Below are 26279 nucleotides of genomic sequence, written 5' to 3'. Positions count from 1 at the left end.
ATTAACAGGCTGGCACACCTTGCGCCAGCCATTGCGGCCAGATGGCGGCCCAGTCTGAACCATGCCCCATGCCGCTCACCCCGGCCGTGCGAGCACAGTTCCCGCCGACCGCCTGTACAAAGCGGCGGGCGACGTCGGAGGGAACCGTTTTGTCCGCGTCGCCACTAAGATGCAGCTGCGGGATATGGCGTAGCGCCGCTGCGTTATCGATGGCATTCAATGCACCCGGCATCGCGCTCACGTGATGCAATGCATTCACATAAGCGACATCCAGATTCCCCGCCACGGTGCGTAGCGAGCGCACGTCCTTTCGCCGTTCCGCCAGCAGCGCCGCGATATTTCCGCCGCCCGAATATCCCGTTAAATCAAGCTGAACGCCTGGATAGCGCGCCACAAACCGATCAATCGCCTCGTTCATTGCTTCGAGTACTTCCGCTGAAAACCGATCTTCCGTCCACCAGCGCACGCTGCAATCGGCGGGTAACGCAGGCCCGACGAACTGGCAAGGCCGGGCAAGATACAGCACGTTTGCGCGGGTATCGGTGGCGGCCAGCGTCAATCCCACCGGATTGTGCGGTGTAGGATCGTCCGAGGGCCGCGTACGGCTTTGCCAGGCAAAACCATCTCCTTCGATATAGACATGCAGTGACGTTGCCGGGGGCGTGATTCGGCTCCAGGTGACGATTAAAAATGAGGAGGTCTGCACATTCTCTCTGGTAAGACCTGATTGTTTTGCAATTTGGCTGGCAACGCTTTGGCGATCGACAGAAGTACAGCCTGCGAATAAAAAAGATAAATTAATCAATAAGGCTGCAACCAATATATTCCGCCTGACCTGCATATCAATGAATCGCCTTAAGTAAAATTAATAACAACACAAATTTTAGGTATTTATTTCGCCTGTAAATAATTAAGCAAACCTTATTGTTTTTTGCAACAAATTGTATATTCTGCGCCCGAACAATATCGGATTAATCCGAAGTTTATCCATCTGCAATTGACAACTATCGCAACTTTGTGACGGCACACCATGAGAAAAAAATATCTTAGCCAGCTGATTTCTTTGCTGGTAGCTTCGACAGCGGCGCAGGGGCTGCTGACCACCCATTCTATCGCAGCAGCAGACGTTATCATCGACGCCCCCATGTCTGACCTTCAGGTTCTGGGTTCGAATGATGTTATTCACGTCACCGACACCGGCTCTCTCAACGGCGCGCCGACCACCGCATTAACCCTTAACCCAGGGGCCTCGATCAACACCTTCATTAACGACGGTGTGCTCACTGATAATAACCTTCTTAATCTGCCCTCCAACCTGAACATTGTTCAAATTAACGGTGCAGTGGGTACCTTTGAAAACAACGGAACCATTCAAAGCATTACTCAATACCACTATGGCAGTATTGTCGAGCTGGGTTCACCGGCCGTGGTGGATAATTTTATTAACCGCGGCACGATTCAAAATTCGCTGAACAATCTGAATATCGGTATGGATAATACCGGCTCCGTCGAAAATAACGGCCATATTCTTAATCTGACAAATACCGAAACCGGAACCATTACCGGTTATCGCGGTATTAATAACCTCGGCACCATTGATAGCTTAACCAATGCGGGCGTGATTACCGCCGCGAATAATAATTTCATGCCGATGCCGGGGCAAAACGGGGCGATTTATAACCGCGGATTAATTGGCACCTTGCATAATACCGGCACGCTCCAGACCGGCACCCTTAACTATTTCGGCAGCGCCGGAGTCATCAACTGGGGCACCATCAACACCCTCATTAATGACGATTTGATCAGCGGCAGCGCAGATGCGATCACCAACTACGGTAACATCGGCACCATTGAAAATAATGGCCGCATCGCCGCGATCAACAACGGTATTTTCGCCAACAGCTCCGACGGCAACATCATCAGCGAAATCGTCAACAACGGCGAAATCACCGGCGGGTATTATGGGATTTATCTTTCCAGCTACAGCAACCTGAATCCAGCCACGCAAATCATCAACAACGGTATCCTGAACGGCGGCAATTCTGCCCTGTATATCTATACGGATACCAACGCCAGCGCGGAAGTCACCCTGACCAACAGTGGCCTGGTGAAGGGCGATATTTACTCCCAAAGCACCACGCCGCTCACTATCAACGGCGGCACGACCACCACGGGAACCCTGACCGGCCAGAACGGGACAGGCACCATCACCAGCCAGCGCTCAGACGTCATCTTTGGTACCGGTTCGCTGGTGCTTAACGACAACGTGAATGCGGCGACCGTGCAGAACCGTGGCGCGTCGTTGCAGGTGAACTCGGACATTACGATTACCGGGGATTACCACCAGAAAGCCGCCGCGGCGCTGCTCTCTGGCATCTCCGACCTGGCGAGCCAAAACGGAATTGTGACGGCCGATACCGGCTATGGCCGACTGAACGTCAGCGGCAATGCCACCATTGACGCGGGTTCCAGCGTCAATCTGCTGCGCACAGGTGCCACTTATCAGTTCGCTGAAGGCCAGCGTTATGTGGTGATCAGTGCCGCCGGCGCAGGCACTGACTACCACGCGGATCAGCTGAACTATGAAGCAGTAGGCTATCGCGGTGCGGTGAGTGGTTCAGTCTACGAAGACGGTGCGAACAAGGCGCTGGTGCTCACCGTCGGTGCAGAGCCGGTTGTCGTTCCCCCGGTAGTGACGCCTCCAGTTGTGACACCACCGGTCGTCACACCGCCAGTTGTCACTCCTCCGGTTGTTACACCACCGGTCGTCACACCGCCAGTGGTCACTCCTCCGGTCGTCACACCGCCGGTCGTCACACCGCCAGTGGTCACGCCACCCGTTGTTACGCCTCCGGTTGTGACTCCACCCGTTGTCACGCCTCCGGTTGTCACGCCGCCGACTCAGCCAACGCCGAAACCAGGGCTGGCGACCATCCCGAGCGCCACCGCCGCACTGGGCGGTCTGGCGAGCTATACCGGTATTTCGTCGCCACAACTGCTGGATCTGTATAACGCCTCGTTAGCGATTCAGGGTAAAGAGGAAGCCAACCGCGCTGGCGAGAAACTGTCGTCAGGTCAGAACCTCAACACCAGTTCAGCGGCAGCAGTCGCAACGTCTACCGCACAAGCGGTGGTCGGCGCGCACATTGATGCCGTGCGTAATCCGCACACCTCTGGCACCAGCGGCGTGGCAACCGGTGATGACTATGCCAGCAACTGGATCGTCTGGGGACAGCCGTTTGGCGGGTATGCGCGTCAGGACAGCAGCGCAGACATCAGCGGTTACACGGCGAAATTTGGCGGCCTGATTCTGGGTGCTGACCGTTCTCTGGGTGACGACTGGCGTCTGGGTGCAGCCGTGAACTACAGCAACACTTCTGTCCACGGGAAAGGCAACCTGAGCGGCAATACTTCTACCGCCGACAACTACGGCATCATCGGTTACGCCGGGTACACGGGCGATCCGTGGTATCTCAATCTTTCTGCCGGTGTGAACCGTCAGAACTACAGCTCTGTTCGTCGCGCTGACTTTACCGGCTTCTCCGGCGCTGCGCAGGGCAAATTCAACGGCCAGTCTGTGACGCTGCAAACGGAGTTTGGCTATCCAGTGAAACTGCCAGCCGATGTGGTAGTTACGCCGCTCGCCAGCCTGACCTACGGTTATCAGCACGTTGATGACTATAAAGAAACCGGCGGAAACGGCATGGCGCTGGATGTGGGCAGCACCCACTCTCAGTCGGTGGTGAGCGACATCGGTGCCCGCATCGAGAAGACCTTTGCAACCGGCCTTGGCAACCTGACGCCTTTCGCACAAGTCTCCTGGATTCATCAGTACGATAACCGTCAGGTGAGCAGCCATGCGACGTACGCCGCCGACGCCGTCGGTGAAACCAGCTTTATCACCAAGGGTGCAGCGCCTGTGGAAGATATGGCGGGTGTCGCCATCGGCAGCACGCTGTACGATGCGAACGAACTGAGCCTCGATGCGCGTTACGATTTGCAGGCAGGCGAGCGCTATCAGGCGCACACTTTCAGCCTGCGTCTGCGTAAAATGTTCTGATTGTTGTAAGACAAACGGGGCCGCTAATGGCCCCGTTTTTATCTCGCCCTGAAAACATTGCGTTTTTCGCCCTTCACGTCGATAGTCGTTCTTTTACTAACACGTAATTTGACATGAGCCTGACAACACTCTCCTCTGCATTAAAAGGCGGCGCGCTGCTCTTGCTGCTGTTCCTGATTTATACCGGCCTAATGACCACTGACCGCATTACCTGGCTGATGGAAGTCACTCCCGTGGCGATCGTCGTGCCACTGCTGCTGGCTACCCAAAAACGCTATCCGCTCACGCCCCTGCTTTACACGCTGATCTTCTTTCATGCCATCATCCTGATGGTCGGCGGGATGTACACCTACGCCAAAGTGCCTGTCGGTTTTGAGGTGCAGGAAATGTTTAATCTCAGTCGCAACCCGTACGATAAGCTCGGCCACTTTTTCCAGGGGCTGGTGCCAGCTCTCGCCGCAAGAGAGATCTTAGTGCGTGGCAATTACATCAATGGCCGCAAAATGACGGGCTTTATCGTGTGCTGTATTGCGCTGGCGATCAGCGCGACGTATGAGCTAATTGAATGGTGGGCGGCGCTCGCCATGGGACAAGGCGCGGATGATTTTCTCGGCACTCAGGGCGACCCGTGGGATACCCAGTCAGATATGTTCTGCGCCCTGCTCGGCGCGCTGACCACGGTAATGGTACTTGGGCGCTGGCATCAGCAGCAGCTGGAACAAGCGTAAAACGATGTCACAATATGAGCCCACCCGATCTGGCGGGCTTTATCTGTTAAATTCGAATCGGTTTTAGAGGGGTTCGCAGCAGTTGGGTATGCAATCCGGCATACCTTGGTTCTTGTTGCGCGACTGACGAAAGTATTACTCTGTTATTCTCGATACTGAGATTTCCAGAATCAAATAGCTTGTGGAGATCGGCCGCTAAAACAATCCCATTTTCGAGCGAATAGTCACATTTCTTGGCATGACTTTGTATATGACATGCTTCAAGAGCCATCGTTGAACCTGTTATTGCACAACGGTTTTCCCAGTTTGTCAGTGCCCTATTGCGGAATTCCTCCTGGCCACGGCGAAATTTCATCATTCGCAGCCCATCCTCTCGAAAGACAACGGGGCTCACGTCCAGGTCATCACTTCCCAGCAGGTCACTTAAAATCACAATAACCCCCTCGTCGAGAGGAGCCTGGAAGGTTGCGCCCTGTCGGCAGAAATGCTGTTTGAAAATACTCAGACGTTGATCGCCTTCAATATCAGGTAACGCTTTATTCAACGCCTGCTCATCCAGCGTAATAAACGCATCATTCTTGCTGACTTTCTTTAAGGTAAATCTAAGAGGATATGCGCTTCCAACGGTTTTATAATGTCCCGTTATTTCATACAGACCGCAAAGCTTATATTCCCCCTGCTTACCAGGATTTTGAATAACAAAGACGCAATCCCCCGTTTGAACACGCTCCCATGTCGATTGTCGGTTGACCCCGTAACCCTTTTGATACTCGAAATCATCGTTATTTGCAGGGCCGTGATAGGCGTAGAAATAGTTCATGCTTATATCCTTATCGTTGATTATAAAGATATTATCGGCATAACTGCTGAAGACCTTAAATTAACACTGTAAATAAAATTGCTCTGCGTCACTCATCGAATCACCACCCACCGCCACCCCAGAGCCACCGTAGCGGCCACAATAGTGATGAACGCCGCAACGTGCATAACAAAATCCAGCGGATGCACCTCGACCGGATGGCAGAACGACAATAGCGTCAGCGCCATACAGGCCACGCCGGCTCCTGCTGTCACCAGACTTTGTAGGGGATGTAAACTGCGGGTACGGCGCAAATAGCCAATGACCAGCAGCATCATTGGCGCGCTGACGGTCATCATAAAAGTGTAGCAACTCACGTCATCGCGATGGCTGATAAGCGTTGTCTGACCAAGACTCGCCAGCACACATCCCAGCCATAAAATCAGCAGCGGCATAAACCATTTCCAGCTCAAAGGGCGTCGTCCGGCGATGCTGATTAAAAATGCGTTACGGATCGCCAGCACCCCCATCACAAACGTCAGCAGCAGTTGAAACGACGCGAGAAGCGCTCCTGCCTGGCTCCAGTCCGTCACTGCGCGTTGCACCAACAAACTGCTCAGCCACCCGCACGGCAGCGCCATCAGCGTCCACGCCAGCACGCGCCAACCGTCGGGCCACGGGCGTGTGACCGGATGCGCCTGCTGGCTAAGTTTTTCGATTAACACGTCATGATTGGTCATGGTTCGCTCCCATCCGGCGAAGATTGGTGATGGCTCGATGAAGCAGCGATTTCACCGCCGAAATCGTCAAATTATGACGGCTCGCGGCCTGCGCAAGCGTCATTTCCTGCAGGTGAATCTGTTCCACAATTTGCCGCTGGCGCACAGGCAGTTTGTCGAGGATTTGCGTCAGTTGTTCCTGAATGTCCTGATGCTCCGAACTGTCCTCAACCGCGATGGCGGATAACGCCTCTTCAGCATCCGTTTCCCGGCGCTGGTTGCGCCCGCGATGGCGCAGGGCATCAATTGCTCTGGCCTGAGTAATCGCCATAAGCCACGGCAAAAATGGACAGCCCGGATCGTAGGTATGACGCACCCGATGCACCGTCAACAGCACATCCTGGACGACATCCTCCACCAGCACCGAATCGGACACCTGACGGCGGGCGATCGTACGAATAGCCGGGACGATCGCCCGCAAAAGCTGCGTATAGGCGTGACGATCGCCAGCCTGAGCTTTTGTCATCAACTCAGGCCATTCCTCACGCGGGGCAAAGCCGTTATCCATATTCCGCCATGACATTTACCTCATGCTTTTTTATCGGCGGCCTGATTCAGGGCATTCACCACAATCGACGGTGTCAGCACCTGCGGAAGCACCTTCGGCGCGCTCCCGTCCGCCGGATAGACCACATACAGCGGCAATCCGCCCTGCCCGAACGTATTCATCGCATCATCAATGTCGGCGTTAAATTTGGTGGAATCGGCCACCATATACACCGCACCGGTGCGCGCCATCGCCTCTTTCACCGCCTGCGTCGACAGTGATGTGCGATCGTTCACCTGACAGGTGATGCACCAGGACGCAGTGAAGTTCACAAAGATGGCTTTGCCATGACCGCGCATTTCTGCCACGTTCTGCGGCGACCATTTAACCGGTGCGACGTTTTCAGCGACGACGTTAGTGGACTGCGCCGTTCCGGTGGAAATTGCCCGCGGTAACGGCGCGATAGCCACGACAAAAAACACCAGCGTGATTGCCAACAGCACTTTGTACGACTGACCGAGATAGTGTCTGCGCTGGGCGATACCGTACAGCCAGGCGGCAAAACTCACCACTACCGCACTCGCCAGCATCACCGCCAGCGCCGTTGTTCCGGCCTGCTGCGCCAGCACCCACACCAGCCAGGCAAACGCGCCCAGCATCGGGAAAGCCAGCCCACGTTTGAGGACATCCATCCACGCACCGGGGCGCGGCAGTCGACGGGCAATCGCCGGGAACAGCGAGACGAGGGTAAAGGGTGCGGCAAAACCGAGTGCCAGCGCGAAGAATATCGCCAGTGAAACGGCAGGCGGCTGGACCAGCGCATAGCCCACAGCGCCCGCCATAAACGGCGCAGAGCACGGCGTAGCGACCACAATAGCCAGCGCCCCTGTTAACGCCGAACGGACAAACGCCCCGCGCCCGACGGAAATTTCCCCAGCGCGTTGCAAAGACAGTCCGACTTCAAACACGCCGAGCAGATTGAGCGCCGCCCCGAGCACGATCAGCGCCAGCACCGCAATCACCAGCGGCGACTGAAGCTGGAATCCCCAGCCTACGGCGGTTCCCCCGGCACGCAGCGCCAGCAAAACTGCCGCCAGCGCCATCATGGTAAAAATCACCCCGAGCAGAAACCCGAACCCTTCGGTCCGTGCGCCAGCAGCATCGCCCTGATGGCGCATAATCCCCAGCGCCTTCAGGGAAATAACCGGAAAAACGCAGGGCATAAAATTCAGGATCACGCCGCCCAGAAAGGCGGCAAACATGGCGGTTAACATAGCGGACCTCGAAGGCGAAAATCGGCGTTAATTACGAATGCGATTTCGCATAAAGCTTTACGGCATCCATCGTTTTCTGGATATGTGCGTCCGGGTTACGATCCGTATAGCTCAACAGGATTTTGCCGTCCGGGGCGATAACGAACGAGGTACGATCCGAGAGCGTTTTACCGTTCACCTTCATCAGGGTTTCATATTCGGTCGCCACTTTTGCCCCCGGATCGGCCGCTACGGCAAACTTATCGCGACACTCGAGTTTCGAGAATTCATCCACCTGATCGACATTCCCGGCGGTCACCCCCACCACCGTCGCGCCCAGTTTTTTGAAATCATCCGTCGCTTCGGCAAATGCGTGAGCTTCCAGGGTGCAGCCTTTAGTAAACGCCGCCGGGAAGAAATAGAGTACCACCGGCCCTTTTTGCAGCGCCTGCTGGAGGGTGAAGGTCAGCGGCTTCCCGCCCAGCGCGCCCTGAAGGGTAAAATCGGGCGCTTTGGCTCCGGCTTCGAGCGCGGCCTGGGTGTTCATGGAAAACAGAGAAAGCGTCAGTACGGCTGCGGCAGAAGCGAGTTTCAAACTTTTCATGGTCAACTCCATCAGGGAAAGTGGGCTATCTGAATAATAGTTCGTCCGCGAAGGAGCAAAAGTTTCGCCCGCCCATAAAAAAACATCCGCAAGGGCGACTTGCGGATGTTCAGTTGCAGCGTCAATGCGATGAAAGCGCTATTTATCCTTCTCGACGATCAGCGGTTCGATATCGCTCTCTTTCTTGATAACCAGTGAATCATCTCCGCGCAGACAGGTCCCGCCATAGTTGCCGCCGACGGTAAAAGTACATACCTGAATGTATTTCCCGTCCACTTTTGGCAAGCACCACAGCTGCTGATAGATATTTTTGCGATCGATAAATTTGCCGCTGGATTTATCCAGCAGCTCTTCTTCAGCGCTGATCAGATCGATATTGCTGCCACAACGACCGGCAATAGGTTTCACCGCGTAACCGGTTTTGCTCAGCAGTTCGTTAACCTCAAAATCCGTATCCAGCAGGTAACGATGGTTAGGGAACAGCTGCCACAGCACCGGAAGAATCGCTTTGTTACCGGGGATCACCGTCCACAGCGGTTCGAAGACCAGCACTTCCGGGCGCAGCAGAACGTCAATTAAACGCACCTCTTTCTGCGGATGACCGGTGCGAATCGGCACGGCGGCGTATTCGGTTTCGCTAACTTCACGCACCTGCTCGATGGCCGTTTCCCACGCCCAGGTTTTCCACACGCAGTTCACGTGGCGGCCTTCATCGTCGATCAATTGCCCCGCCGCATCCCAGCTCAGCGCTTCCAGCCCGTGCAGAATTTTGGTCTCAAAGCCCGCCTGCATCAGGGAACGCTGAATAAATAACGCGTGGTAATCCTCTTCGATATCATTGTCTTGCATGATATGCACAAACGGACGCGCGTTGCTGTGTTTCCACGCCCCGGTGAGCTCTTCGAGCAGCCCTTCCGCCGGGTTGTGCCCGGTTCCGCGATAGCCGTTTTTCACCCACTCTTCGAGGATTAAGCCCCCTTCCGTATGACATGAGGCCGAATCAGCGTTGTATTCGTACACTTTCAGCCCGCGCTCATCCATACAAAAATCCATACGACCGGTGATCATATGGTGACGACGCCACTGCCAGGAGAGACGCAGGCGCGGCCAGAGGATTTTCGGAATGTCGAAAAGCGCGAGTAAATTGTCGTCTTTCAGCACTTTGTCGGTGGCGTGGAGATACATCAGATGCAGCTCGTTGGTGGCTTTGATCAGCTCCTGCTCGGCGCTTTCGGTGATCGTGAAATACTGGCAGGGATCTTTGTTGATCACATGACCGTTGGCGCGAACGTAAGCCTGCTGAAGCGCATCGTTTTCGTTGAGCCATTTGCCGTCAAACTGGCGTTTATTGGGCAGTCGCGCCCCGCTGATTTTCAGCTGTTCGCCGCCAATTTCCGGCTGCGGCAGGCTGTGTTCGGTATCGTCGGTCTGGATCATCCAGCCCAGAATCGTGGTATCTGTGAAGGTGTCATGCAGGGTGTAGCAGCCCTTTTCGACCGACAGGCGCAGCTCGCGCGTCCACTGTTGGCCGACGGGCAGCGGCGAGTGGATCACGTTTTGCTCGGCAATACGCACTTTATCGCCCATCAATTGGGTGATAACCGCCACGTGGCCAGTCTCATGAAACTCACCGCCCTTTTGCCAGATCAGCAATGATCCGGCTTCTGGCGCGCGTTGTGACCCGTTGGCAAAGGCCTGAAGCGGCAGGATGGTGTCGTTTACCACGGCGCGCAGGAAGCGCAGGGAGAAAATCTCCCACGCCATGCCGACGTCGGTAAAGACCATGCCGTAGTTGAGGAACAAAAAGCGGCGCGCGAACTCGACGCACTGCCATTTGTGGCCCATGTATTCGTTAGCAACATAGCTGCGAAAATCCGCGTCCTCGGGATAGTGCCGCGGGTCCAGACTGCTGTAATTCGAAGAGTAAATGGCCACGCCACCCGGCGCATAACCTAACAACGTCCCAAACGGCGCGTCATTGCTTAACTTTCCATTTTTACGCATGAATCCAACCTAAAAAGGCAGGCGGCAAGAAGATGAAGGTTGTCGTCCGCACGTTGATAATAATCAGACAGAAGTGGATTTATCATACACCTGATAACGGGGAAATTCACAGCGTAGGTCCTGGTCATTGTAGGCCGGGCAAGCATTAGCGCCGCCCGGCTTTCAGGCCGTAACGCCGCTTTTGCCGGGTGGCGGCTGCGCCTTACCCGGCCTACTTGTTCTGTGCGCTCTTTGTGCCGGGTGGCGGCTTCGCCTTACCCGGCCTACAAATCCAACCAACACGCTGCGAAATGTCCGGGGGAGATCTCCTGCATTGCGGGCTCCTGCGACCGGCAAACGGGCATCGCGTGCGGGCAGCGGCTGCAAAACTTACAGCCTGGAAGCGTTGACGTGGGGCCAGGGATTTCTCCGCGCAGAGTTGCTTGATCCAGGTGCCGAATGCGCGGATCGGGCAGCGGTACGGCGGCCAGCAGTGCGCGGGTATAGGGATGCGCCGGATGGGAATACAGTTCGCCCGCCGGGGCCACTTCCACCAGCTTGCCGAGGTACATCACTCCGATACGGCTGGAGATATGGCGCACCATCGACAGATCGTGGGCGATAAACAGATAGGTCAGCCCCAGCTCCTGCTGCAGATCCTGCAAAATGTTCACCACCTGGGCCTGCACCGAGACGTCCAGCGCCGAGAGCGGCTCATCGCACAGCACAAATTCCGGTCGCACCGACAATGCACGCGCAATGCTGATGCGCTGGCGTTGGCCGCCGCTAAACTCATGGGGAAAACGTTGCAGATGTTCCTGTTTAAGCCCCACTTTATAGAGCAGCGTTTCAGTACGCTCCCGTTGCTCCTCACGGCTGTAACCGTGGATCTGCATCGGCTCGGCCACCAGTTGCTGTACCGTCATCCCTGGATTGAGCGACGAATACGGGTCCTGGAAAATAGCCTGCATTCTTTTACGCAGCGGTTTCAGCTGTTTCTCACTCATCTGCGCAATATCTTGCCCGTCAAAGTGAATCTCACCGGAGGTGATATCGAACAGGCGCAGCATCGCGCGTCCCAGCGTCGATTTACCACAACCGGATTCGCCGACCAGGCCAAAAGTTTCACCGCGCTGAATATCAAAGCTCACGCCATCAACCGCTTTCACCGCCACGCCTTTACGCAGCAGTCCTCCCTGAGCGTGATAGTGCTTGTGCAGTTCACGCACGCTCACTAACGGCCTGTTTTGCTCGCTCATATCTGAACCTCCTTATCAGCCCATAACCAGCAGGCCGCGCGGTGGCCCTCTCCGACGGAATAAAATGCCGGTTGGCGATCACACTGCGGCATCCGTTTTGGACAGCGCTCGGCAAACGGACAGCCCGGCGGCGGATTGAGCAAACCAGGTGGCGTACCTTCGATGGGTGACAGACGTTGATTCGCCTCGTCCGGGCGCGGGAGTGACGCCAACAATCCTTGGGTATACGGATGCGCCGGGCGGTAAAAAATATCCTCCACGCTGCCCTCCTCCATCACCAATCCGCCGTACATCACCACCACCCGACTGCACACCTGCGCCACCACGCCGAGATCGTGAGTGATCAGCAGAATGGCGGTCTGCGTTTGCTGTTGCAGGCTTTTCAACAGACGCAAAATTTGCGCCTGAATGGTCACGTCCAGCGCGGTCGTGGGTTCGTCGGCAATCAGCAGTTTCGGGTTACAGGAGAGCGCGATAGCAATCATCACGCGCTGGCGCATCCCGCCGCTAAACTCGTGTGGATACTGATCGTAACGGCGCTCCGCTTCGGCAATACCGACTTTTTCGAGCATGGCGATCGCCGACGCCTTCGCCGCCTTTTTAGACAGGCCTTTATTGCGCACCAGGATCTCCGCCATCTGCTTGCCGATGGTCACCACCGGATTCAGCGCGGTCATCGGGTCCTGGAAAATCATCGCAATCTCGTTCCCGCGAATTTTGCGCATTTGGTCAGGCGTTTTGCGCGCCAGATCGTCATTCTGGAAACGAATGCTGCCACCGGAGATATGTCCGTTGCTGCCGAGCAGCTGAATAATCGATTTGCAGGTGACGCTTTTCCCGCACCCGGATTCCCCGACGATGCCGACAAGTTCTCCCGCTTGTACATTAAAGCTCACGCCGCGCACTGCCTGCACATCACCGTCGCGGGTGTGAAATGAGGTTTGCAGGTTATCGAGTTCTAATAAGTTATTCATCGCGGTTCGCTCCCGGCTCAAAGGCGGTGCGGAAGACATCACCGAGCACGTTAAAACTGAACACCGTCAGCAAAATCAAAATGCCGGGGAACATCGCCAGCCAGGAGGCTTCGCCAATGTATGACTGGGCGTTGTTGAGCATACTTCCCCACGACGCCGCTGGCGCTTGCACGCCCAGACCGAGAAAACTGAGCGTCGATTCCATCAAAATGGCCGAGGCAATATTGAGCGTGGCGGCGACGATAACGGTCGGCAACACACCGGGAATGATGTGGCGCACGATGATCCGCAGCGGATGTTCGCCCGACGCGCGGGCATAGAGAACATACTCGCGCTCTTTGACTGACAGAGTTTCAGCACGCACCAGTCGGGACATGCTCATCCACGTCAGCAGGCTAATAATGAAGATAATGTTATCCACGCCTGGCTTCAGATAGGCGTTGACCACCAGCAGCAGGAAAAATGCCGGAATGGCCATCAGAATATCGACGGCGCGCATCATCAGGTTATCCAGCCAGCCGCCAAAATAGCCGCTGATGGTGCCCACGATCGTGCCAATCAGGGTGGAGAAAATCATCGCCAGAAAGCCGACCATCAGCGAGATTTGCCCGCCGTACAGGGCGCGCGTGAAGTAATCCCGCCCATATTCATCGGTACCAAACCAGTGCGCGGCGTCAGGCGGTAGGGTACGCGCCCCGAGCGACATCTGATCGGGATCGTAAGGGCTCAGCCCCGCGCACAGCGCAGCGGCGATAAAAATAAACAGGACTAATAAAGAGAACTGCGCCGGACGATTGCGGCGCAGCTGGTGACGAACTTGTTGCCAGCGTCTGCTCATCCGGGGCTACCTCAGTGTACGAATGCGGGGATCGGCGAAGCGATAAAGCAGATCGGCGATCAGGTTACCGACGATCAGCATCATCGACGACAGCATGATGATCGCCATGATCAGCGGATAATCCAGGGAGGTGATCGACTGGATCCCAAGCAGTCCCATGCCCGGCCACGAGAAGACGCTTTCAGTCACGTAAGCTCCAACCACCAGCTCGCCAAACGACAGACCAAACAGTGTGATCACCGGCAGCAGCACGTTTTTCAGCACATGCCGGAACAGGATACTGGTGCGTGTGGCACCGTATGCGAGCTGAGTTTGTACATAGTCAGCGGACAGTTGGGAAATGGTGTTCGAGCGGATATAGCGCACGTAGCTGGAGAGGTTATAGAAGGTCAGCGCAATACATGGCAACACGCCATGACGCACCACGTCCAGCCAGTTGTCATCCATGCCGATGGTGCGCATCCCCATGCTCGGAAACCAGTTAAGCTGCACGGCAAAAACGGTGATGAGCAGAATACCGAACCAGAAAATTGGCACAGAAATGCCAATATAGGCGAACAGGTTCAGGATGTGATCCAGCCAGCGGTGCTTGAATGCTCCAGCCAACAGGCCCAGCGGGATCGCCAGCACAATCGCCATCAGCAGCGAAGCGCCCATCAGCCCGAGCGTGGCCGGAATGCGCTCGCCGATCATCTCCAGCACCGGGCGGTGGTAAATCAGCGAATAGCCCAGATCGCCCTGAAAAACATTTTTCAGCCACAGAACGTATTGCGTCACTAAAGGCTTATCCAGCCCCATGCTCTGGCGGATACGCTCGATATCTTCCGGGGCCATCCTCGGCGTGATATACGCCGCCACCGGATCGCCGGGCGCGAGTTTGACCAGCAAAAACGCCACCAGCGAAATAAAGAACAGCATCGGCAGCAATTGCAGCAACCGACGCGTCAGTAATGTATTCACGACTTGCCCTTACGTGTAGACAAAAAGCCCCGGTCAACTGACCGGGGCAACAGCTTATTTTTGATAGATTTTGGAAAGATCCTGGAACATATAAACCGGTTTAGGTTCTGCTTCCTGGGTGCCGCCGAAGCGTTTATCCACTGCCACCGTCGCGTTGGTGTACGAGATCGGGTAGTAGGTCATGTCGTTCGCCACGGTCTGCTGAATTTGCTTGTAGATGTCAGCACGTTTCGCAGGGTCGGTTTCTACCGCACCTTTGTCCCACAGGGCGTCGAACTGCGGATTTTTATAGTGCGCATAGTTATAGGCTTCGTTGCTCATGAACAGCGATTTGTAGCCATCCGGCTCGGCGCCCATGATGTAACCGCCCAGATTCAGCTCCCACGCGGTGTTGTTCATATCCAGGCTGCGCTGGGACATGGCGTTGGAATCCAGCGGCATCAGTTCGACGTTCACGCCGATGCCTTTCAGCTGCTGCTGGATGTAGAGCGCCATGCTCTCCTGAGTTTTGTTGGTGTTCACATAAGCCAGACGCAGCTTGAGATCGGCGGGTGCGCCGGACGCTTTCAGCAGATCTTTGGCTTTTTGCTGATCGAATTTGTACTGCTCAACGTCGTTGGTCTGATACAGCGTGTCCGGCGTCAGGAACGAGGTGGCCGGTTTGGCGTAATCCAGCGAGGTAAACGCAGTTTGCGTCAACTCGTCTTTATTGATGGCATACGCAATCGCCTGACGCAGCTCTTTGCTCTTCATCACCGGCACGTTCTGGTTGAAGGTCATGTACGCCAGACGGCCTTCCGGGTAGACCACAAAATCAAACTTACCGGTGTTTTTCAGGCGGCTGACGTCCTGTGGGTCGACCATCTTCAGATTGATTTCGCCGTTTTGCAGGGCGAGGTTTGCCGAGTTGCTGTCTTTGGCAAAACGGTAGGTCACGGAATCGAGCTTCGCTTTGCCGTTCCAGTAATCGTCGAAGCGGGTCAGGGAATAATATTGCCCGGCACGATACTCTTTAAACTTGAACGGGCCGGAACCGACCGGCGCATCGTTTTTGGTGCTCTTTTCCAGATCGTCTTCTTTCGCGAACACATGTTCAGGAATCGGGTAGATCTGCACCAGGGTTCCAGCAAATGCCGCGCTGACCTGCGGTAATGTGAATTTAACGGTGCGATCGTCAACCTTACTGACTTCTACTGGCTTACCGCCGTAAGTGAACATGCTGCGGAAGAAGCTGTGCTGTTTCGCTTCAAGGAGTTTATTGAAGGTGAAAACCACGTCTTCGGCGGTCAGCGGCTGGCCGTCCTGCCATTTCAGATTTGGTTTTAAGGTCAGGGTGTAGCTGAGATTATCGGCGGACGGCGTCAGGCTTTCGGCAAGACCCCATTCGATTTTGCCGTCGTTAAAACTGTAGAGCGGAGCGTAAAGCGCCTGCATGATAGTCAGCGTGGTGCGGTCGCTGGCGTACAGCGGGTTCACGGCCAGTGGATCGCCGGAGGTAATACCGATAATCAGCGAACCACCGTCTTTTGGCGCATCGCTTTTTGCCGCTGGCGCGTTCGCCGTTTCATTCTTTTTAGCATCATCACAGCCCGCTGCGGCCAACGCCAAGGACACCAGAACAGCAGATAACAGTAGCTTGCGCATATCCAACTCACTCCTTGCCATAAAAGTATTTAATACTGAAAAGTTCTTTTTATTCAGAAGCATCATATTCAGCTTTGTCATATTGCGCATTAACAATGAAAATGCGATTTTCGATTAAGCTTATAACCGTTTTGATATATATAAGCGCCCGAAGGAATAGCGCCTAATCTATTGCGCTCGCAACGTTAAATGGTTCACGAATCTCCTGCTACACTGCCTCAACACATCACTAAAAAGGCAGATCAACATGTCCGACAACACTTACCAGCCACCGAAAGTGTGGGAATGGAAACAGAACAACAACGGCGGCGCGTTCGCTAATATCAACCGCCCGGTTTCTGGCGCAACCCATGAAAAAGAACTCCCGGTTGGCGCACATCCGCTGCAGCTTTATTCCCTTGGCACGCCAAACGGCCAGAAAGTAACAATCATGCTGGAAGAGCTACTGGCGCTCGGCGTGACGGGTGCGGAATATGATGCGTGGCTGATCCGCATCGGCGAGGGCGATCAGTTCTCCAGCGGTTTTGTGGACGTGAACCCTAACTCGAAAATTCCGGCACTTCGTGACCACTCAGTGAACCCGCCGCTGCGCGTATTTGAATCCGGTAATATCCTGCTGTACCTGGCAGAAAAATTCGGCCACTTGCTGCCAAAAGATCCGGCGGGACGCACCGAAACTCTGAACTGGCTGTTCTGGCTGCAAGGCTCTGCTCCATTCCTCGGCGGCGGTTTCGGTCATTTCTTCAACTATGCGCCGGTTAAGATTGAGTACGCGATTGATCGTTTCACGATGGAGTCCAAACGCCTGCTCGACGTGCTGGATAAGCAGTTAGGTCGCGGTCGCTATGTGGCGGGTGATGAGTACAGCATTGCCGATATCGCCATCTGGCCGTGGTTCGGCAACGTGGTGCTCGGTAACGTCTACAACGCCGCCGAATTCCTGGATGCGGGAAGTTACAAGAACGTCCAGCGCTGGGCAAAAGAAGTCGCCGAGCGCCCGGCGGTGAAACGAGGCCGTATCGTCAACCGGACCTTTGGCGAGCCGAGCGAACAGCTGCATGAACGTCATGCGGCGAGCGACTTCGATACCCACACCGAAGACAAACGTCCGGCCTAATACGATGACACATTGCCCGGTGGCGCTGCGCTTACCGGGCCTACGTTTGTTTTGTAGGCCGGATAAGCGCAGTGCCATCCGGCATAATTACACGCCGAAACCCGCCTGCTGCAATATCGCCTTTGCCTTTTCCGACTGTAAAAACTCCGCCAGATTCTCTGCCTGTGGTGTCATCACTGCACAGGCATATTCCGCACGCGGGTTAATAGGCTCCGGAATGTTCAGCACGCTCAAACCGTTTATCTGACGAAGCTCAGGCGCGTAGCTGGCGTAGCCGATGAACAGGTCCGCCTGGCCACTCTGGATGACCCATTCCGCTGCCAGTTTACCTGTCGGAATTGGCGCACTATCTCGCCCGCCGACCAGCGCCATTGCCCGCTCACGCACCGCAATACCCGCTTCACCCATGCGCGTAAACAGCTCCTGCGTATAGTCGCCAGAAGGGTCGCACCCCGCCGTTGACGTCGCCACCCGCAGGTCGGGACGCGTGAGCAAAGTGAACCAGTCATCGCCCTCGCGCAGCGCGTTGCTGCGCACGGTTAGACAAAGTGTGTTGCTGGCAAACGGCACCACGGAACGTGCTTGTCCTTGCTGAAGCAACGCCTGCGGATGGGCAACATTTGCAGACGCAAACAGATCGCACGGTTCCCCTGCTTCAATGCGTTCGCGCAATAGCCCTGCCGGGCCAAAATGGGTTTCGACCGATTGCGGAAAGTGTGCCAGTAATGACGACCATACTTTGCGCAGGCTGCCCGCCGCCAGCACGCGCATCAGTCGATACCTTCGTAATGGGTGCGGTAGAAACGCTGATACCAGTCGTCCGCGACCTTACGCATATCGATATCTTTAAACTTCTCAGGATAGAGTTTTTTCGCCATCCACAACTCACCGATGCCCATTGCTTCCGGCATCGGGTAGCCCCACGCTTTGGCGTAATCCGGCATCAGATAGACGCGGTGGTTTTTGACGGCATCGATCACCTGCCACTGTGATGAATTTTTGATTTCATCGACCACAGACGGATAACGATCTTGCACGAAGATCACCTGCGGATTCCAGGCAATGATTTGCTCCATCGCCACGGTTTTGAAGCCCTGGATGGTCGCCGCCGCCACATTGAGTGCGCCAGCATGAGCCATCATCAGGCCGGTGTATTTTCCAGAACCGTAGGTGGTCAGTTCCGGGTTAGCCATATAAGCGCGAATACGCTGCTCTGCCGGAATGTCCTTCAAACGATCGCTGACCATTTTGCGACCCTTATCAGTAGCGTCGATCAGATCTTTGGCTTCCTGCGGTTTGTTAACGATCTCACCGATCAGGGTGATACCCTCGCGCAGCCCCAGGTCATAGGCTTTTTCTTCGTCGGCCATCGTTGGATTGAGTTTCGCTTTTTCCCCCGCTGCGTCGTGGCGCAGGGAGATGGCGATAACCGGGATGCCCAGGCTGCTGATTTTGTCGATCATTTCCTGCGGCGCGTAGTTGGTGACAAACACCACCTGTGGGTGCAGGGCGATCAGTTTCTCAGGGTCTACGTGGGTGAGATCGCCGAGCGTCGCTTTCTGATTCAGCCCCGGAGCCAGACGGGCGTAACCCTCGCCAAGCTGCTGTTTCCAGTTCGCCATCACGCCAACGATTTTGTCGGTGGCATTCATTTGCACCAGCAGGTTCAGCGTCTGATGCTGAAGCACGACCACCCGATCAACCTGGTCGGGAACGGTGACAGTGCGGCCAATTTGATCGGTTATCTGACGAGATGCCTGAGAAGATAACGGGAGTAAAATCAGTAAACTAAAGGTAATTCCCTGCCAAAATCGTTTTTTCATAATGCCCTCTCACTTTCGTTATGAAATGGATTATATAACGATTCGAGCAGCGGATCTTCGTATGCTTTGGGGGTATGGATTACATCCACATTGGCACAAGAAAAGAAAACCCCAACACATACAGAGCGTTCGACCTGTTCGTTTCTCTACGCATGGTTGATTAATCCACCAGCGCCACAATTTTACCTTCGTAGCGCTGAATACATTTTCTGAGTTCCAGATCGTTAGTCACATTTAGCTTTCGCATAATGCTTCTTTTATGTGTGCTGAATGTTTTTTCACTGCGGAACAGGACTTTCGAAATTTAGAGTAAGACGACAGTTGAACCACTGCCGCGAGAAAATCCATCCATTCGACTTTCGTTTCAATATCTAAACGAGGCGTGCATTACGTTTAAACGTAAACACCGTTTTATAATTGCAATGACGGCGGGTGACGATGTCATGTGTTTGCTGACCGGAGGCGTAATCCAGAAGAACATTTAATTCCGAGTCCGCATTATTTTGCACAACAACGCGTCAAGCCCCACGACGCCGATAAGTAAAACTCTGGCAGCATCTGACGAGTTGCAAATTTCTTCCGTTAACTGCTCCAGAGAAAAACAGGGGATAACCCGGTGTTCCTTTTCCTGGAGTTGGACACACAGGCCATTGCGTAACAAAACACGCGCTTCAAAAAGAATAACGAGGGGTAAGGAATTCATAGCATCCATTGCAGGTCATAAAATTAAAAAGCCTGTACAAGATAATTCTCAGGCTTTTTTATTCAATCGAAATAAAATCCACTAATGGACTCAATAAAAAACTCCTACTGACTTCAAACGGTTGTTGTCCGGTCTCTTTTGCTATCTCTTTACAAATGCAGATGCACTTATCGCAAATCACTCTCTTTTTTCAACAGCATATTTACAACTGACGCTAAACTGGCAAGAATAATTCTTATTTTCCTAAGAAACTTCCTATGTCAGAACAGGCGCTACGACAACAGATTCAAAATCTGAAAAAGCATAACGCCCGGCTTGCACGGCTGGCCCGTGACGCCCGTAGCAAGCTCAGCGCTGCGCTGGACGGCACTGGCCTGTGTCTGTGGCAACTTGACGTGCCCACTGGGAAGTTGATTATCTACAATCGCCGCTGGGGATCGATGCTCGGCTATCAGCCGAAAGAGCTGAGCGCACAATTCGACGTTTGGCGGGAACATCTTCATCCCGATGATAAGCAGATGGTGCTGGATGCTTTTTACGATCATCTGCACGGCAACACCCCGTTCTACGAAGCGCTGCACCGTATGCAGCATAAAAACGGTACCGTCAGTTGGGTTCTCGATCGCGGTCGCGTGAGTGAATGGGATGAGCACGGGAATCCGATAAAAGTGACCGGCACCCACATCGATATGACCAAAGAAAAGCAGTACGAAGAACAGCTCGCGCTGCTGGCAAACCACGATCCGCTCACGGGCCTTGCCAATCGCCACGCCCTGCTCAAACACTTTTCCGCACTTAAAACGCAGGGCCCTCTGTGTGTGGCGTTTATCGATCTGGATGATTTCAAAACGGTTAACGACACCTTCGGCCATCGCAGCGGTGACGAACTGCTGATCCAGCTCAGTCGACGCCTGCGTGAAACCTGCCCGCAAGGTTCGATTGTGGGTCGTCTGGGCGGCGATGAATTTGTCCTGCTGCTGCCCTTCCCGCTCTCCAGCCTGTGGGTAAATAGCACCGCGCATAGCTGTCTGCGTGCGGCGCTAACGCCCTTTGAGCTGGATAACGGTCAGGCGCAGGTGGGGGCGTCGATCGGGATTGATGAGGTGCAAGCACAGGATGATTTTGTGAATGCCCTGCGCCGCGCCGATCAATCGATGTACCAGATCAAACACACCGGGAAAAATGGCGTGGCGATCGGCTCGACGTTGATTTCAATTTCACGTACCGGAACGGACGCGTGAAAAGCAGTCGCCTGCAAAACATCATCCAGCTGCTGAGCGGCTGCGATGGGCTGACCACTGATACGCTGGCAGAGCACTTCGCGGTCAGCAAAGAGACTATCCGCCGCGATTTGAAAGGGCTTCAGCAGCAGGGAAAAATTGTGCGCCACCACGGTCGGGCGCGCGCCATTCACCCGGACAGCCGTGATGGTGGAGAACCTTTTGGCGCGCGGCTCAAAAGCCATTATGCCGATAAAGCGGATATTGCCCACCGCGCGCTGGACTGGATAAGCACCGGCATGACCGTCGCGCTGGACGCCAGCTCGACCTGTTTTCATCTGGCTCGCCAGCTTCCTGACATCGAACTGACGGTGTGCACCAACAGTCTGCCCATTTGTCATGAAATGGCGAAACGCGAGCGCATCAACTTGATCTGCACGGGGGGCACGCTGGATCGCAAGTATCGCTGCTATGTGAACCCTGCGCTGGTGACGCTGCTAAAAGGACTGGATATCGACCTGTTTATTTTTTCCTGCGAAGGCGTGGATGAACAGGGCAACATCTGGGACCCGGCCGAGCAAAATGCGGCCTTTAAGGCGCAACTGCTACGCCGGGCCAGTCAGTCTTTATTATTAATCGATAAGAGTAAATTCCAGCGTTCGAGCGAGGTGAAGATAGGTTCGCTTTCTCAGGTCACGCAGATGATCACCGACGCTCATCCTTCCAGACGGTAGCCCGCCATAAAGTAGCGCAGCGTGGTGCTGGACTGATTCTCTTTGAAGAAATCCATCACCATGTCGCGATCCAGACCGTAGCGCCGCGTCAAAATTCCCGCTTCCCAGGCGCTCAACTGGCGATCGCCGGTTTTCTCAAACATACGGTGCGAAAAGCCCAGTACGAATCCGCGTTTGTAGTCGGAACAGAAATGCGCCACGTTTTTAGCAGTATCCGCCTGCGCCGCGCGCATTCCCGCCATCAGCCCTTTGCCAAAATGGTTTTCCATTAGCCTGCCCTCAATCGTTATATATTAAATTATATAGCGATATTTTGAGCGATGGCTAGTGGAAAATGAGGCCGCTGTGGGCGGCCTTTGAAGGATCAATCAAAACGAAACCCATTCGTCCGGCACGCCGGGCGATTTCGCGCGTGCAGGAGTTTTAGGGGAAGCGATGACTGCGGCACCTTTCGGCTCCTGCGCTGACAGGCGGAATTTTTGTACCGAACGTTGCAACTCTTCCGTCTGGCGCTCAAGCGCCGAGGCGGCAGCGGAAACTTGCTCGACTAGCGAGGCGTTCTGTTGCGTCACGCCGTCCATCTGGGTAATCGCCACGCCGACCTGTGAAATCCCCTTGCTCTGCTCTTCCGACGCCGACGCAATCTGCTTCATGATGGTCGTCACTTCGGTAACCGCGCGCAGAATCGCCTCCATCGTGGTGCCCGTATCGTTGACGATTTTCGCTCCTTGCTCGACGCGCGAAACGGAATCAGCGATCAGCCCTTCAATCTCCTTCGCCGCATTCGCACTTCGACTCGCCAGGTTGCGAACTTCGCCTGCCACCACCGCAAATCCACGGCCCTGTTCCCCGGCGCGCGCCGCTTCAACCGCCGCATTGAGTGCCAGAATATTGGTCTGGAACGCAATGCTATTAATCACCGTGGTGATCTCAGCGATTTTCTTCGAGCTGGCAGAAATCCCGCTCATGGTAGTGACCACATCCTCGACCAGTGAACCGCCGCGACTTGCCGTCGTGGAGGCAACATCTGCCAGTTGACTGGCCTGGCGCGCATTTTCAGCGTTCAGTTTCACCGTGGCAGTGAGCTGCTCCATGCTGGCCGCCGTCTCTTCCAGCGCCGCCGCCTGCTCTTCAGTACGCGAGGAGAGATCGTTATTGCCGCTGGATATTTCAGTCGCGCCGCGCCAGATATTTTCGCTACCGGAACGAATAGAGCTGACCGCTTCACGCAGACTGTCCTGCATCGCGGTTAACAGAGGCACCAGTCGGCCCACACAGTTACGCCCGAAGGGTGCAATCGGCTGGCTGAGATCGCCCTGTGCAATCTGACGGAAATGCTCACGAATACGATCCAGAGGTTTCACCAGCATCGCCACCAGATAGCGATCGGTGAACAACAGGATCAACAAACCAATAATGGTCGCCGCGATAATCACGACGCGCGTCATGCTGGTCAGGCCGTCAACCACGTCGCGAGTGCTGTCGAGCGTACTGGCAGCCGCGGTGTTGAATTTATCCGCCGCCGCCCCGAAAGCACGACTCAACGGCGGTGTGACGTTATTGGCCTGCTGGCGATAACCCTCGATCGTTCCTTGCTGTGCCTGCTGCATTTGCTGCGCAATCCCTTGATCCAGCAGTGCCTGCCAGCTGCCGATCACCTCTGCCGAGATTTTTTCATCCATCGGGCCTGGCGAGATGGCTTTCATCTCGTTGAGCTTCTTGCTCATATTATCCAGCGCAAGTTGTGCGGAGGCTAAATCAGGATTTCCGCCTGCGGCTTTGGCTTCCATTGCACGACTAAGACGCGTGACGAAGCGGAAATATTGATCGTTGCCCTGACTTAAGATCGTCATTTGTTTAACAATTTGACGATCGATTTCGTTCCCATCTGAGACCCTGGAAAGTGACCAGGTGCTGTAAAGCCCAACCCCTGCCCACATCAAACAAAAAATACCCAGAATCGTCAGCATGACGAACCGGATAGTAAAATTACGAAGCATTTGCATAAGAGTATCCTTGCCGTTAGGGAAAACTCGCCCAAAGGCGAGTCTTATCTTGGTTATCGGCAGGAATGGGGGAAGATATATGCTTTAGGGCATATATTTATAAAAACGCGCACTCCCTGACTTTAACAAAAGCCTGAATGACGAATACCCTGATAATTAGCACGCAAATATAATAAAAAAAAGCCGCTGTTATCCGGCTCTTTTTTGAAATAATACATTCATACTAGTTCAAATATTTCTCAAACCATCCCAATGTTCTTTTCCACGCCAGCTCTGCTGCGGCTTCGTCATAGCGTGGGGTCGAATCGTTATGGAATCCGTGATTTACGCCGGGATAAATATAGGCCTCATAGACGTTATTATTGGCCTTCAGAGCGGCTTCATACGCTGGCCAGCCTTCGTTAATGTTCTTATCAAGCTCTGCATAATGCAGCAGCAATGGCGCTTTTATTTTGGCGACATCCGCCGCTGCAGGCTGGCGTCCATAAAAGGGTACGGCGCATTCCAGCTCAGGATAGGCCACCGCCACCGCATTGGAAACGCCGCCACCGTAGCAAAATCCGGTGATCCCGACTTTTCCGGTCGCCTCGGGGTGTATTTTCATAAACTCAACGGCGGCAAAGAAATCGTTCATCAGCTTTGTCGGATCGACTTTTTGCTGCAGCACTTTGCCCTCTTCATCGTTGCCGGGATAACCGCCGACGGAGCTTAATCCATCGGGTGCGAGGGCGATGTATCCCGCTTTGGCGACACGCCGGGCAACATCTTCAATGTACGGATTCAGCCCACGGTTTTCGTGCACCACCACCACGGCGGGCACTTTCCCGGCCACTTTCGCAGGCTTGACCAGATATCCCCGCACCTCGCCATGACCGTTTGGTGAAGGATAATGAATGTATTCGGGCAGAATATCGGGATCGGTGAATTTCACCTGCTCGGCCAGCGCGTAGTTTGGCTTAAGCATATTGAATAATGCCAGCGCCGTTACGCCGCCAACCGCATAGCGCGCCGCCAGATTCAGGAACTCGCGTTTGGATATTTTGCCGTGAGCGTAATAGTCATAATAATCGAGCAATTCTTGCGGAAAATCTTTAGCGGTCAGACGCGTCATCGCATATCTCCAGAAATTGTGATTTTATAATCATAGAATGAAAACGCTGTTTCGAAACTTCATCGATAAGAAAGGAGACATCATGTCCTGGACCCCCTACCCAAGCCGCTACGATAATATGCAGTACCGATACTGCGGTAAAAGCGGCCTGCGCCTGCCCGCACTGTCGCTAGGATTGTGGCACAGCTTCGGCCACGTTCAGCCTCTTGATACCCAGCGTACGCTTCTGCGCAAAGCCTTCGATTTAGGCATTACCCATTTCGATCTTGCCAATAACTACGGGCCGCCTCCCGGCAGCGCGGAAGAGAATTTTGGCCGTCTGCTGCGCGAAGATTTTGCCGCGTACCGCGATGAGTTGATTATCTCCACCAAAGCCGGATACGACATGTGGCCTGGCCCCTACGGCTCAGGCGGCTCGCGTAAATACCTGCTCGCCAGCCTCGATCAAAGCCTGAAGCGCATGGGCGTGGATTATGTCGATATTTTCTATTCGCATCGCGTCGATGAAAATACGCCGATGGAAGAGACCGCCGCCGCGCTGGCCCACGCCGTACAGAGTGGTAAAGCGCTGTACGTGGGGATTTCGTCTTACTCCCCGGAACGCACGCAGAAAATGACCGAGCTGCTGCGCGAGTGGAAAATCCCGCTGCTGATCCATCAGCCGTCCTATAACCTGCTAAACCGCTGGGTGGATAAGAGCGGCCTGCTCGATACGCTGGTGGCAAACGGTACCGGTTGTATTGCGTTTACGCCGCTGGCGCAGGGTTTGCTGACCGGAAAATACCTGAACGGCATCCCGGACGGTTCGCGGATGCAGCGCGAGGGGAAAAAGGTGCGCGGGTTGACGGAGAAGATGCTGACCGATGCCAACCTGAACAGTTTGCGTCTGCTCAATGAAATGGCGCAGGAGCGCGATCAGACGATGGCACAGATGGCGCTGAGCTGGCTGCTCAAAGATGAGCGCGTGACGTCAGTACTGATTGGTGCCAGCCGCCCTGAACAGCTCGAAGAGAATGTCCAGGCGCTGAATAATCTGCACTTTAGCGACGATGAGCTAACGCGGATTGATCGCCACGTTGCGGACGGAGAGCTGAATTTGTGGCAGGCATCGTCGGATAAGTAGTTATAGTCAGTGCGGTTTGATGCCCTCACCCCGGCCCTCTCCCACAGGGAGAGGGAGAAAAAAGTCTCACCGAA

General features: G+C 54.7%; 24 protein-coding genes. 6 read left to right on the top strand and 18 right to left on the bottom strand.

Features of this window, described 5'->3' with window-relative positions; genetic code table 11:
* Position 1: 1 nt before the first annotated feature.
* Positions 2-841 (bottom strand): alpha/beta fold hydrolase, encoded by an 840-nt coding sequence (locus C3708_RS04315; RefSeq protein ID WP_103948901.1) that lies wholly within the window; start codon positions 839-841, stop codon positions 2-4.
* Between the two features lie 189 nt (positions 842-1030).
* On the opposite strand from C3708_RS04315, the gene C3708_RS04310 reads away from it, so the two are divergent.
* Together C3708_RS04310 and C3708_RS04305 are read left to right on the top strand one after the other, a co-directional pair.
* A complete protein-coding gene (locus C3708_RS04310) occupies positions 1031-4060 on the top strand; it encodes an autotransporter domain-containing protein (RefSeq protein WP_103948900.1) in 3030 nt (1009 codons plus the stop codon).
* Positions 4061-4173: 113 nt separating this feature from the next.
* Entirely contained in the window at positions 4174-4788 is a 615-nt protein-coding gene (locus tag C3708_RS04305; protein ID WP_103948899.1) for a DUF2238 domain-containing protein, read from the top strand.
* A 46-nt stretch (positions 4789-4834) separates the two neighbouring features.
* On the opposite strand, the gene C3708_RS04300 is transcribed toward C3708_RS04305, so the two are convergent.
* The 11 genes from C3708_RS04300 to C3708_RS04250 form a co-directional block, all read right to left on the bottom strand.
* Positions 4835-5608, bottom strand: coding sequence for an HNH endonuclease (locus tag C3708_RS04300; RefSeq protein WP_103948898.1), 774 nt, complete (start codon positions 5606-5608; stop codon positions 4835-4837).
* A gap of 92 nt (positions 5609-5700) precedes the next feature.
* Positions 5701-6327: a DUF1109 domain-containing protein gene (locus tag C3708_RS04295; RefSeq protein ID WP_103948897.1), complete on the bottom strand. Its 627-nt coding sequence runs from the start codon at positions 6325-6327 to the stop codon at positions 5701-5703.
* Positions 6314-6874: a sigma-70 family RNA polymerase sigma factor gene (locus tag C3708_RS04290; RefSeq protein WP_095283348.1), complete on the bottom strand. Its 561-nt coding sequence runs from the start codon at positions 6872-6874 to the stop codon at positions 6314-6316. The genes C3708_RS04295 and C3708_RS04290 overlap by 14 nt, the downstream gene beginning before the upstream one ends.
* Positions 6875-6894: 20 nt before the next feature.
* The gene (locus tag C3708_RS04285) at positions 6895-8127 is read right to left on the bottom strand and encodes a protein-disulfide reductase DsbD (RefSeq protein WP_103948133.1); all 1233 of its coding nucleotides are present in this window, start codon (positions 8125-8127) and stop codon (positions 6895-6897) included.
* A 31-nt stretch (positions 8128-8158) separates the two neighbouring features.
* The gene (locus C3708_RS04280; RefSeq protein WP_095283350.1) at positions 8159-8710 is read right to left on the bottom strand and encodes a peroxiredoxin; all 552 of its coding nucleotides are present in this window, start codon (positions 8708-8710) and stop codon (positions 8159-8161) included.
* 138 nt (positions 8711-8848) lie between these two features.
* Positions 8849-10714 (bottom strand): bifunctional glutathionylspermidine amidase/synthase, encoded by a 1866-nt coding sequence (gss, locus tag C3708_RS04275; RefSeq protein ID WP_103948896.1) that lies wholly within the window; start codon positions 10712-10714, stop codon positions 8849-8851.
* 263 nt (positions 10715-10977) lie between these two features.
* Complete coding sequence (locus C3708_RS04270; protein WP_103948895.1) at positions 10978-11952, bottom strand: ABC transporter ATP-binding protein; 975 nt, start codon at positions 11950-11952, stop codon at positions 10978-10980.
* A complete protein-coding gene (locus C3708_RS04265) occupies positions 11949-12926 on the bottom strand; it encodes an ABC transporter ATP-binding protein (protein ID WP_103948894.1) in 978 nt (325 codons plus the stop codon). Before C3708_RS04265 ends, C3708_RS04270 begins: the two co-directional genes overlap by 4 nt.
* Positions 12919-13764 carry an ABC transporter permease gene (locus C3708_RS04260; RefSeq protein ID WP_103948893.1) on the bottom strand — a complete coding sequence of 282 codons (846 nt, stop codon included), beginning with the start codon at positions 13762-13764 and terminating at the stop codon, positions 12919-12921. Before C3708_RS04260 ends, C3708_RS04265 begins: the two co-directional genes overlap by 8 nt.
* Before the next feature lie 6 nt (positions 13765-13770).
* Positions 13771-14724, bottom strand: coding sequence for an ABC transporter permease (locus C3708_RS04255; RefSeq protein WP_103948892.1), 954 nt, complete (start codon positions 14722-14724; stop codon positions 13771-13773).
* Positions 14725-14778: 54 nt separating this feature from the next.
* Positions 14779-16368: an ABC transporter substrate-binding protein gene (locus C3708_RS04250; protein ID WP_095283356.1), complete on the bottom strand. Its 1590-nt coding sequence runs from the start codon at positions 16366-16368 to the stop codon at positions 14779-14781.
* 247 nt (positions 16369-16615) lie between these two features.
* Between C3708_RS04250 and yghU the strand changes: the two genes are divergently transcribed.
* A complete protein-coding gene (yghU, locus tag C3708_RS04245; RefSeq protein WP_103948891.1) occupies positions 16616-17485 on the top strand; it encodes a glutathione-dependent disulfide-bond oxidoreductase in 870 nt (289 codons plus the stop codon).
* An 87-nt stretch (positions 17486-17572) separates the two neighbouring features.
* Here the strand turns inward: yghU and C3708_RS04240 are convergent, their stop codons facing one another.
* The 3 genes from C3708_RS04240 to C3708_RS24030 form a co-directional block, all read right to left on the bottom strand.
* Complete coding sequence (locus tag C3708_RS04240; RefSeq protein WP_103948890.1) at positions 17573-18256, bottom strand: molybdate ABC transporter substrate-binding protein; 684 nt, start codon at positions 18254-18256, stop codon at positions 17573-17575.
* Positions 18256-19308, bottom strand: coding sequence for an ABC transporter substrate-binding protein (locus tag C3708_RS04235; RefSeq protein ID WP_103948889.1), 1053 nt, complete (start codon positions 19306-19308; stop codon positions 18256-18258). Before C3708_RS04235 ends, C3708_RS04240 begins: the two co-directional genes overlap by 1 nt.
* 160 nt (positions 19309-19468) lie before the next feature.
* A complete protein-coding gene (locus C3708_RS24030; RefSeq protein WP_217449987.1) occupies positions 19469-19600 on the bottom strand; it encodes a LuxR C-terminal-related transcriptional regulator in 132 nt (43 codons plus the stop codon).
* Between the two features lie 668 nt (positions 19601-20268).
* On the opposite strand from C3708_RS24030, the gene C3708_RS04220 reads away from it, so the two are divergent.
* On the top strand, positions 20269-21252 hold the full coding sequence (locus C3708_RS04220) for a sensor domain-containing diguanylate cyclase (protein WP_095283361.1): 984 nt from the start codon (positions 20269-20271) through the stop codon (positions 21250-21252).
* A complete protein-coding gene (fucR, locus tag C3708_RS04215) occupies positions 21249-21965 on the top strand; it encodes an L-fucose operon activator (protein WP_103948887.1) in 717 nt (238 codons plus the stop codon). Before C3708_RS04220 ends, fucR begins: the two co-directional genes overlap by 4 nt.
* On the opposite strand, the gene C3708_RS04210 is transcribed toward fucR, so the two are convergent.
* From C3708_RS04210 to yghX, 3 genes are all read right to left on the bottom strand, one after another.
* Positions 21947-22234, bottom strand: coding sequence for a DUF2623 family protein (locus C3708_RS04210; RefSeq protein WP_095283363.1), 288 nt, complete (start codon positions 22232-22234; stop codon positions 21947-21949). The genes fucR and C3708_RS04210 overlap by 19 nt on opposite strands.
* Before the next feature lie 99 nt (positions 22235-22333).
* The gene (locus tag C3708_RS04205) at positions 22334-23971 is read right to left on the bottom strand and encodes a methyl-accepting chemotaxis protein (protein WP_103948126.1); all 1638 of its coding nucleotides are present in this window, start codon (positions 23969-23971) and stop codon (positions 22334-22336) included.
* A gap of 223 nt (positions 23972-24194) precedes the next feature.
* On the bottom strand, positions 24195-25082 hold the full coding sequence (gene yghX, locus C3708_RS04200; RefSeq protein WP_103948886.1) for a YghX family hydrolase: 888 nt from the start codon (positions 25080-25082) through the stop codon (positions 24195-24197).
* An 82-nt stretch (positions 25083-25164) separates the two neighbouring features.
* Between yghX and C3708_RS04195 the strand changes: the two genes are divergently transcribed.
* Complete coding sequence (locus C3708_RS04195; protein ID WP_103948931.1) at positions 25165-26205, top strand: aldo/keto reductase; 1041 nt, start codon at positions 25165-25167, stop codon at positions 26203-26205.
* Positions 26206-26279: the final 74 nt, after the last annotated feature.

Origin of the sequence: Lelliottia sp. 7254-16 (assembly GCF_002922995.1) — a bacterium.
In the GTDB taxonomy this organism is placed as follows: domain Bacteria; phylum Pseudomonadota; class Gammaproteobacteria; order Enterobacterales; family Enterobacteriaceae; genus Enterobacter; species Enterobacter jeotgali.
Note: the sequence above shows the minus strand (reverse complement) of the source record. Positions and strands in the feature narration are given on the sequence as shown.

Excerpts from the sequence above, each read along its gene's own strand:
- C3708_RS04270 (WP_103948895.1), bottom strand. The coding sequence starts at position 11,952 with ATGAGCGAGCAAAACAGGCCGTTAGTGAGCGTGCGTGAACTGCACAAG.
- gss (WP_103948896.1), bottom strand. The coding sequence starts at position 10,714 with ATGCGTAAAAATGGAAAGTTAAGCAATGACGCGCCGTTTGGGACGTTG.
- yghX (WP_103948886.1), bottom strand. The coding sequence starts at position 25,082 with ATGACGCGTCTGACCGCTAAAGATTTTCCGCAAGAATTGCTCGATTAT.
- C3708_RS04235 (WP_103948889.1), bottom strand. The coding sequence starts at position 19,308 with ATGAAAAAACGATTTTGGCAGGGAATTACCTTTAGTTTACTGATTTTA.
- C3708_RS04280 (WP_095283350.1), bottom strand. The coding sequence starts at position 8,710 with ATGAAAAGTTTGAAACTCGCTTCTGCCGCAGCCGTACTGACGCTTTCT.
- C3708_RS04210 (WP_095283363.1), bottom strand. The coding sequence starts at position 22,234 with ATGGAAAACCATTTTGGCAAAGGGCTGATGGCGGGAATGCGCGCGGCG.
- C3708_RS04305 (WP_103948899.1), top strand. The coding sequence starts at position 4,174 with ATGAGCCTGACAACACTCTCCTCTGCATTAAAAGGCGGCGCGCTGCTC.
- C3708_RS04205 (WP_103948126.1), bottom strand. The coding sequence starts at position 23,971 with ATGCAAATGCTTCGTAATTTTACTATCCGGTTCGTCATGCTGACGATT.
- C3708_RS04315 (WP_103948901.1), bottom strand. The coding sequence starts at position 841 with ATGCAGGTCAGGCGGAATATATTGGTTGCAGCCTTATTGATTAATTTA.
- C3708_RS04290 (WP_095283348.1), bottom strand. The coding sequence starts at position 6,874 with ATGGATAACGGCTTTGCCCCGCGTGAGGAATGGCCTGAGTTGATGACA.
- yghU (WP_103948891.1), top strand. The coding sequence starts at position 16,616 with ATGTCCGACAACACTTACCAGCCACCGAAAGTGTGGGAATGGAAACAG.
- C3708_RS04240 (WP_103948890.1), bottom strand. The coding sequence starts at position 18,256 with ATGCGCGTGCTGGCGGCGGGCAGCCTGCGCAAAGTATGGTCGTCATTA.
- C3708_RS04295 (WP_103948897.1), bottom strand. The coding sequence starts at position 6,327 with ATGACCAATCATGACGTGTTAATCGAAAAACTTAGCCAGCAGGCGCAT.
- C3708_RS04260 (WP_103948893.1), bottom strand. The coding sequence starts at position 13,764 with ATGAGCAGACGCTGGCAACAAGTTCGTCACCAGCTGCGCCGCAATCGT.
- C3708_RS04250 (WP_095283356.1), bottom strand. The coding sequence starts at position 16,368 with ATGCGCAAGCTACTGTTATCTGCTGTTCTGGTGTCCTTGGCGTTGGCC.
- C3708_RS04220 (WP_095283361.1), top strand. The coding sequence starts at position 20,269 with ATGTCAGAACAGGCGCTACGACAACAGATTCAAAATCTGAAAAAGCAT.
- C3708_RS04195 (WP_103948931.1), top strand. The coding sequence starts at position 25,165 with ATGTCCTGGACCCCCTACCCAAGCCGCTACGATAATATGCAGTACCGA.
- C3708_RS04265 (WP_103948894.1), bottom strand. The coding sequence starts at position 12,926 with ATGAATAACTTATTAGAACTCGATAACCTGCAAACCTCATTTCACACC.
- C3708_RS04285 (WP_103948133.1), bottom strand. The coding sequence starts at position 8,127 with ATGTTAACCGCCATGTTTGCCGCCTTTCTGGGCGGCGTGATCCTGAAT.
- C3708_RS04300 (WP_103948898.1), bottom strand. The coding sequence starts at position 5,608 with ATGAACTATTTCTACGCCTATCACGGCCCTGCAAATAACGATGATTTC.
- C3708_RS04310 (WP_103948900.1), top strand. The coding sequence starts at position 1,031 with ATGAGAAAAAAATATCTTAGCCAGCTGATTTCTTTGCTGGTAGCTTCG.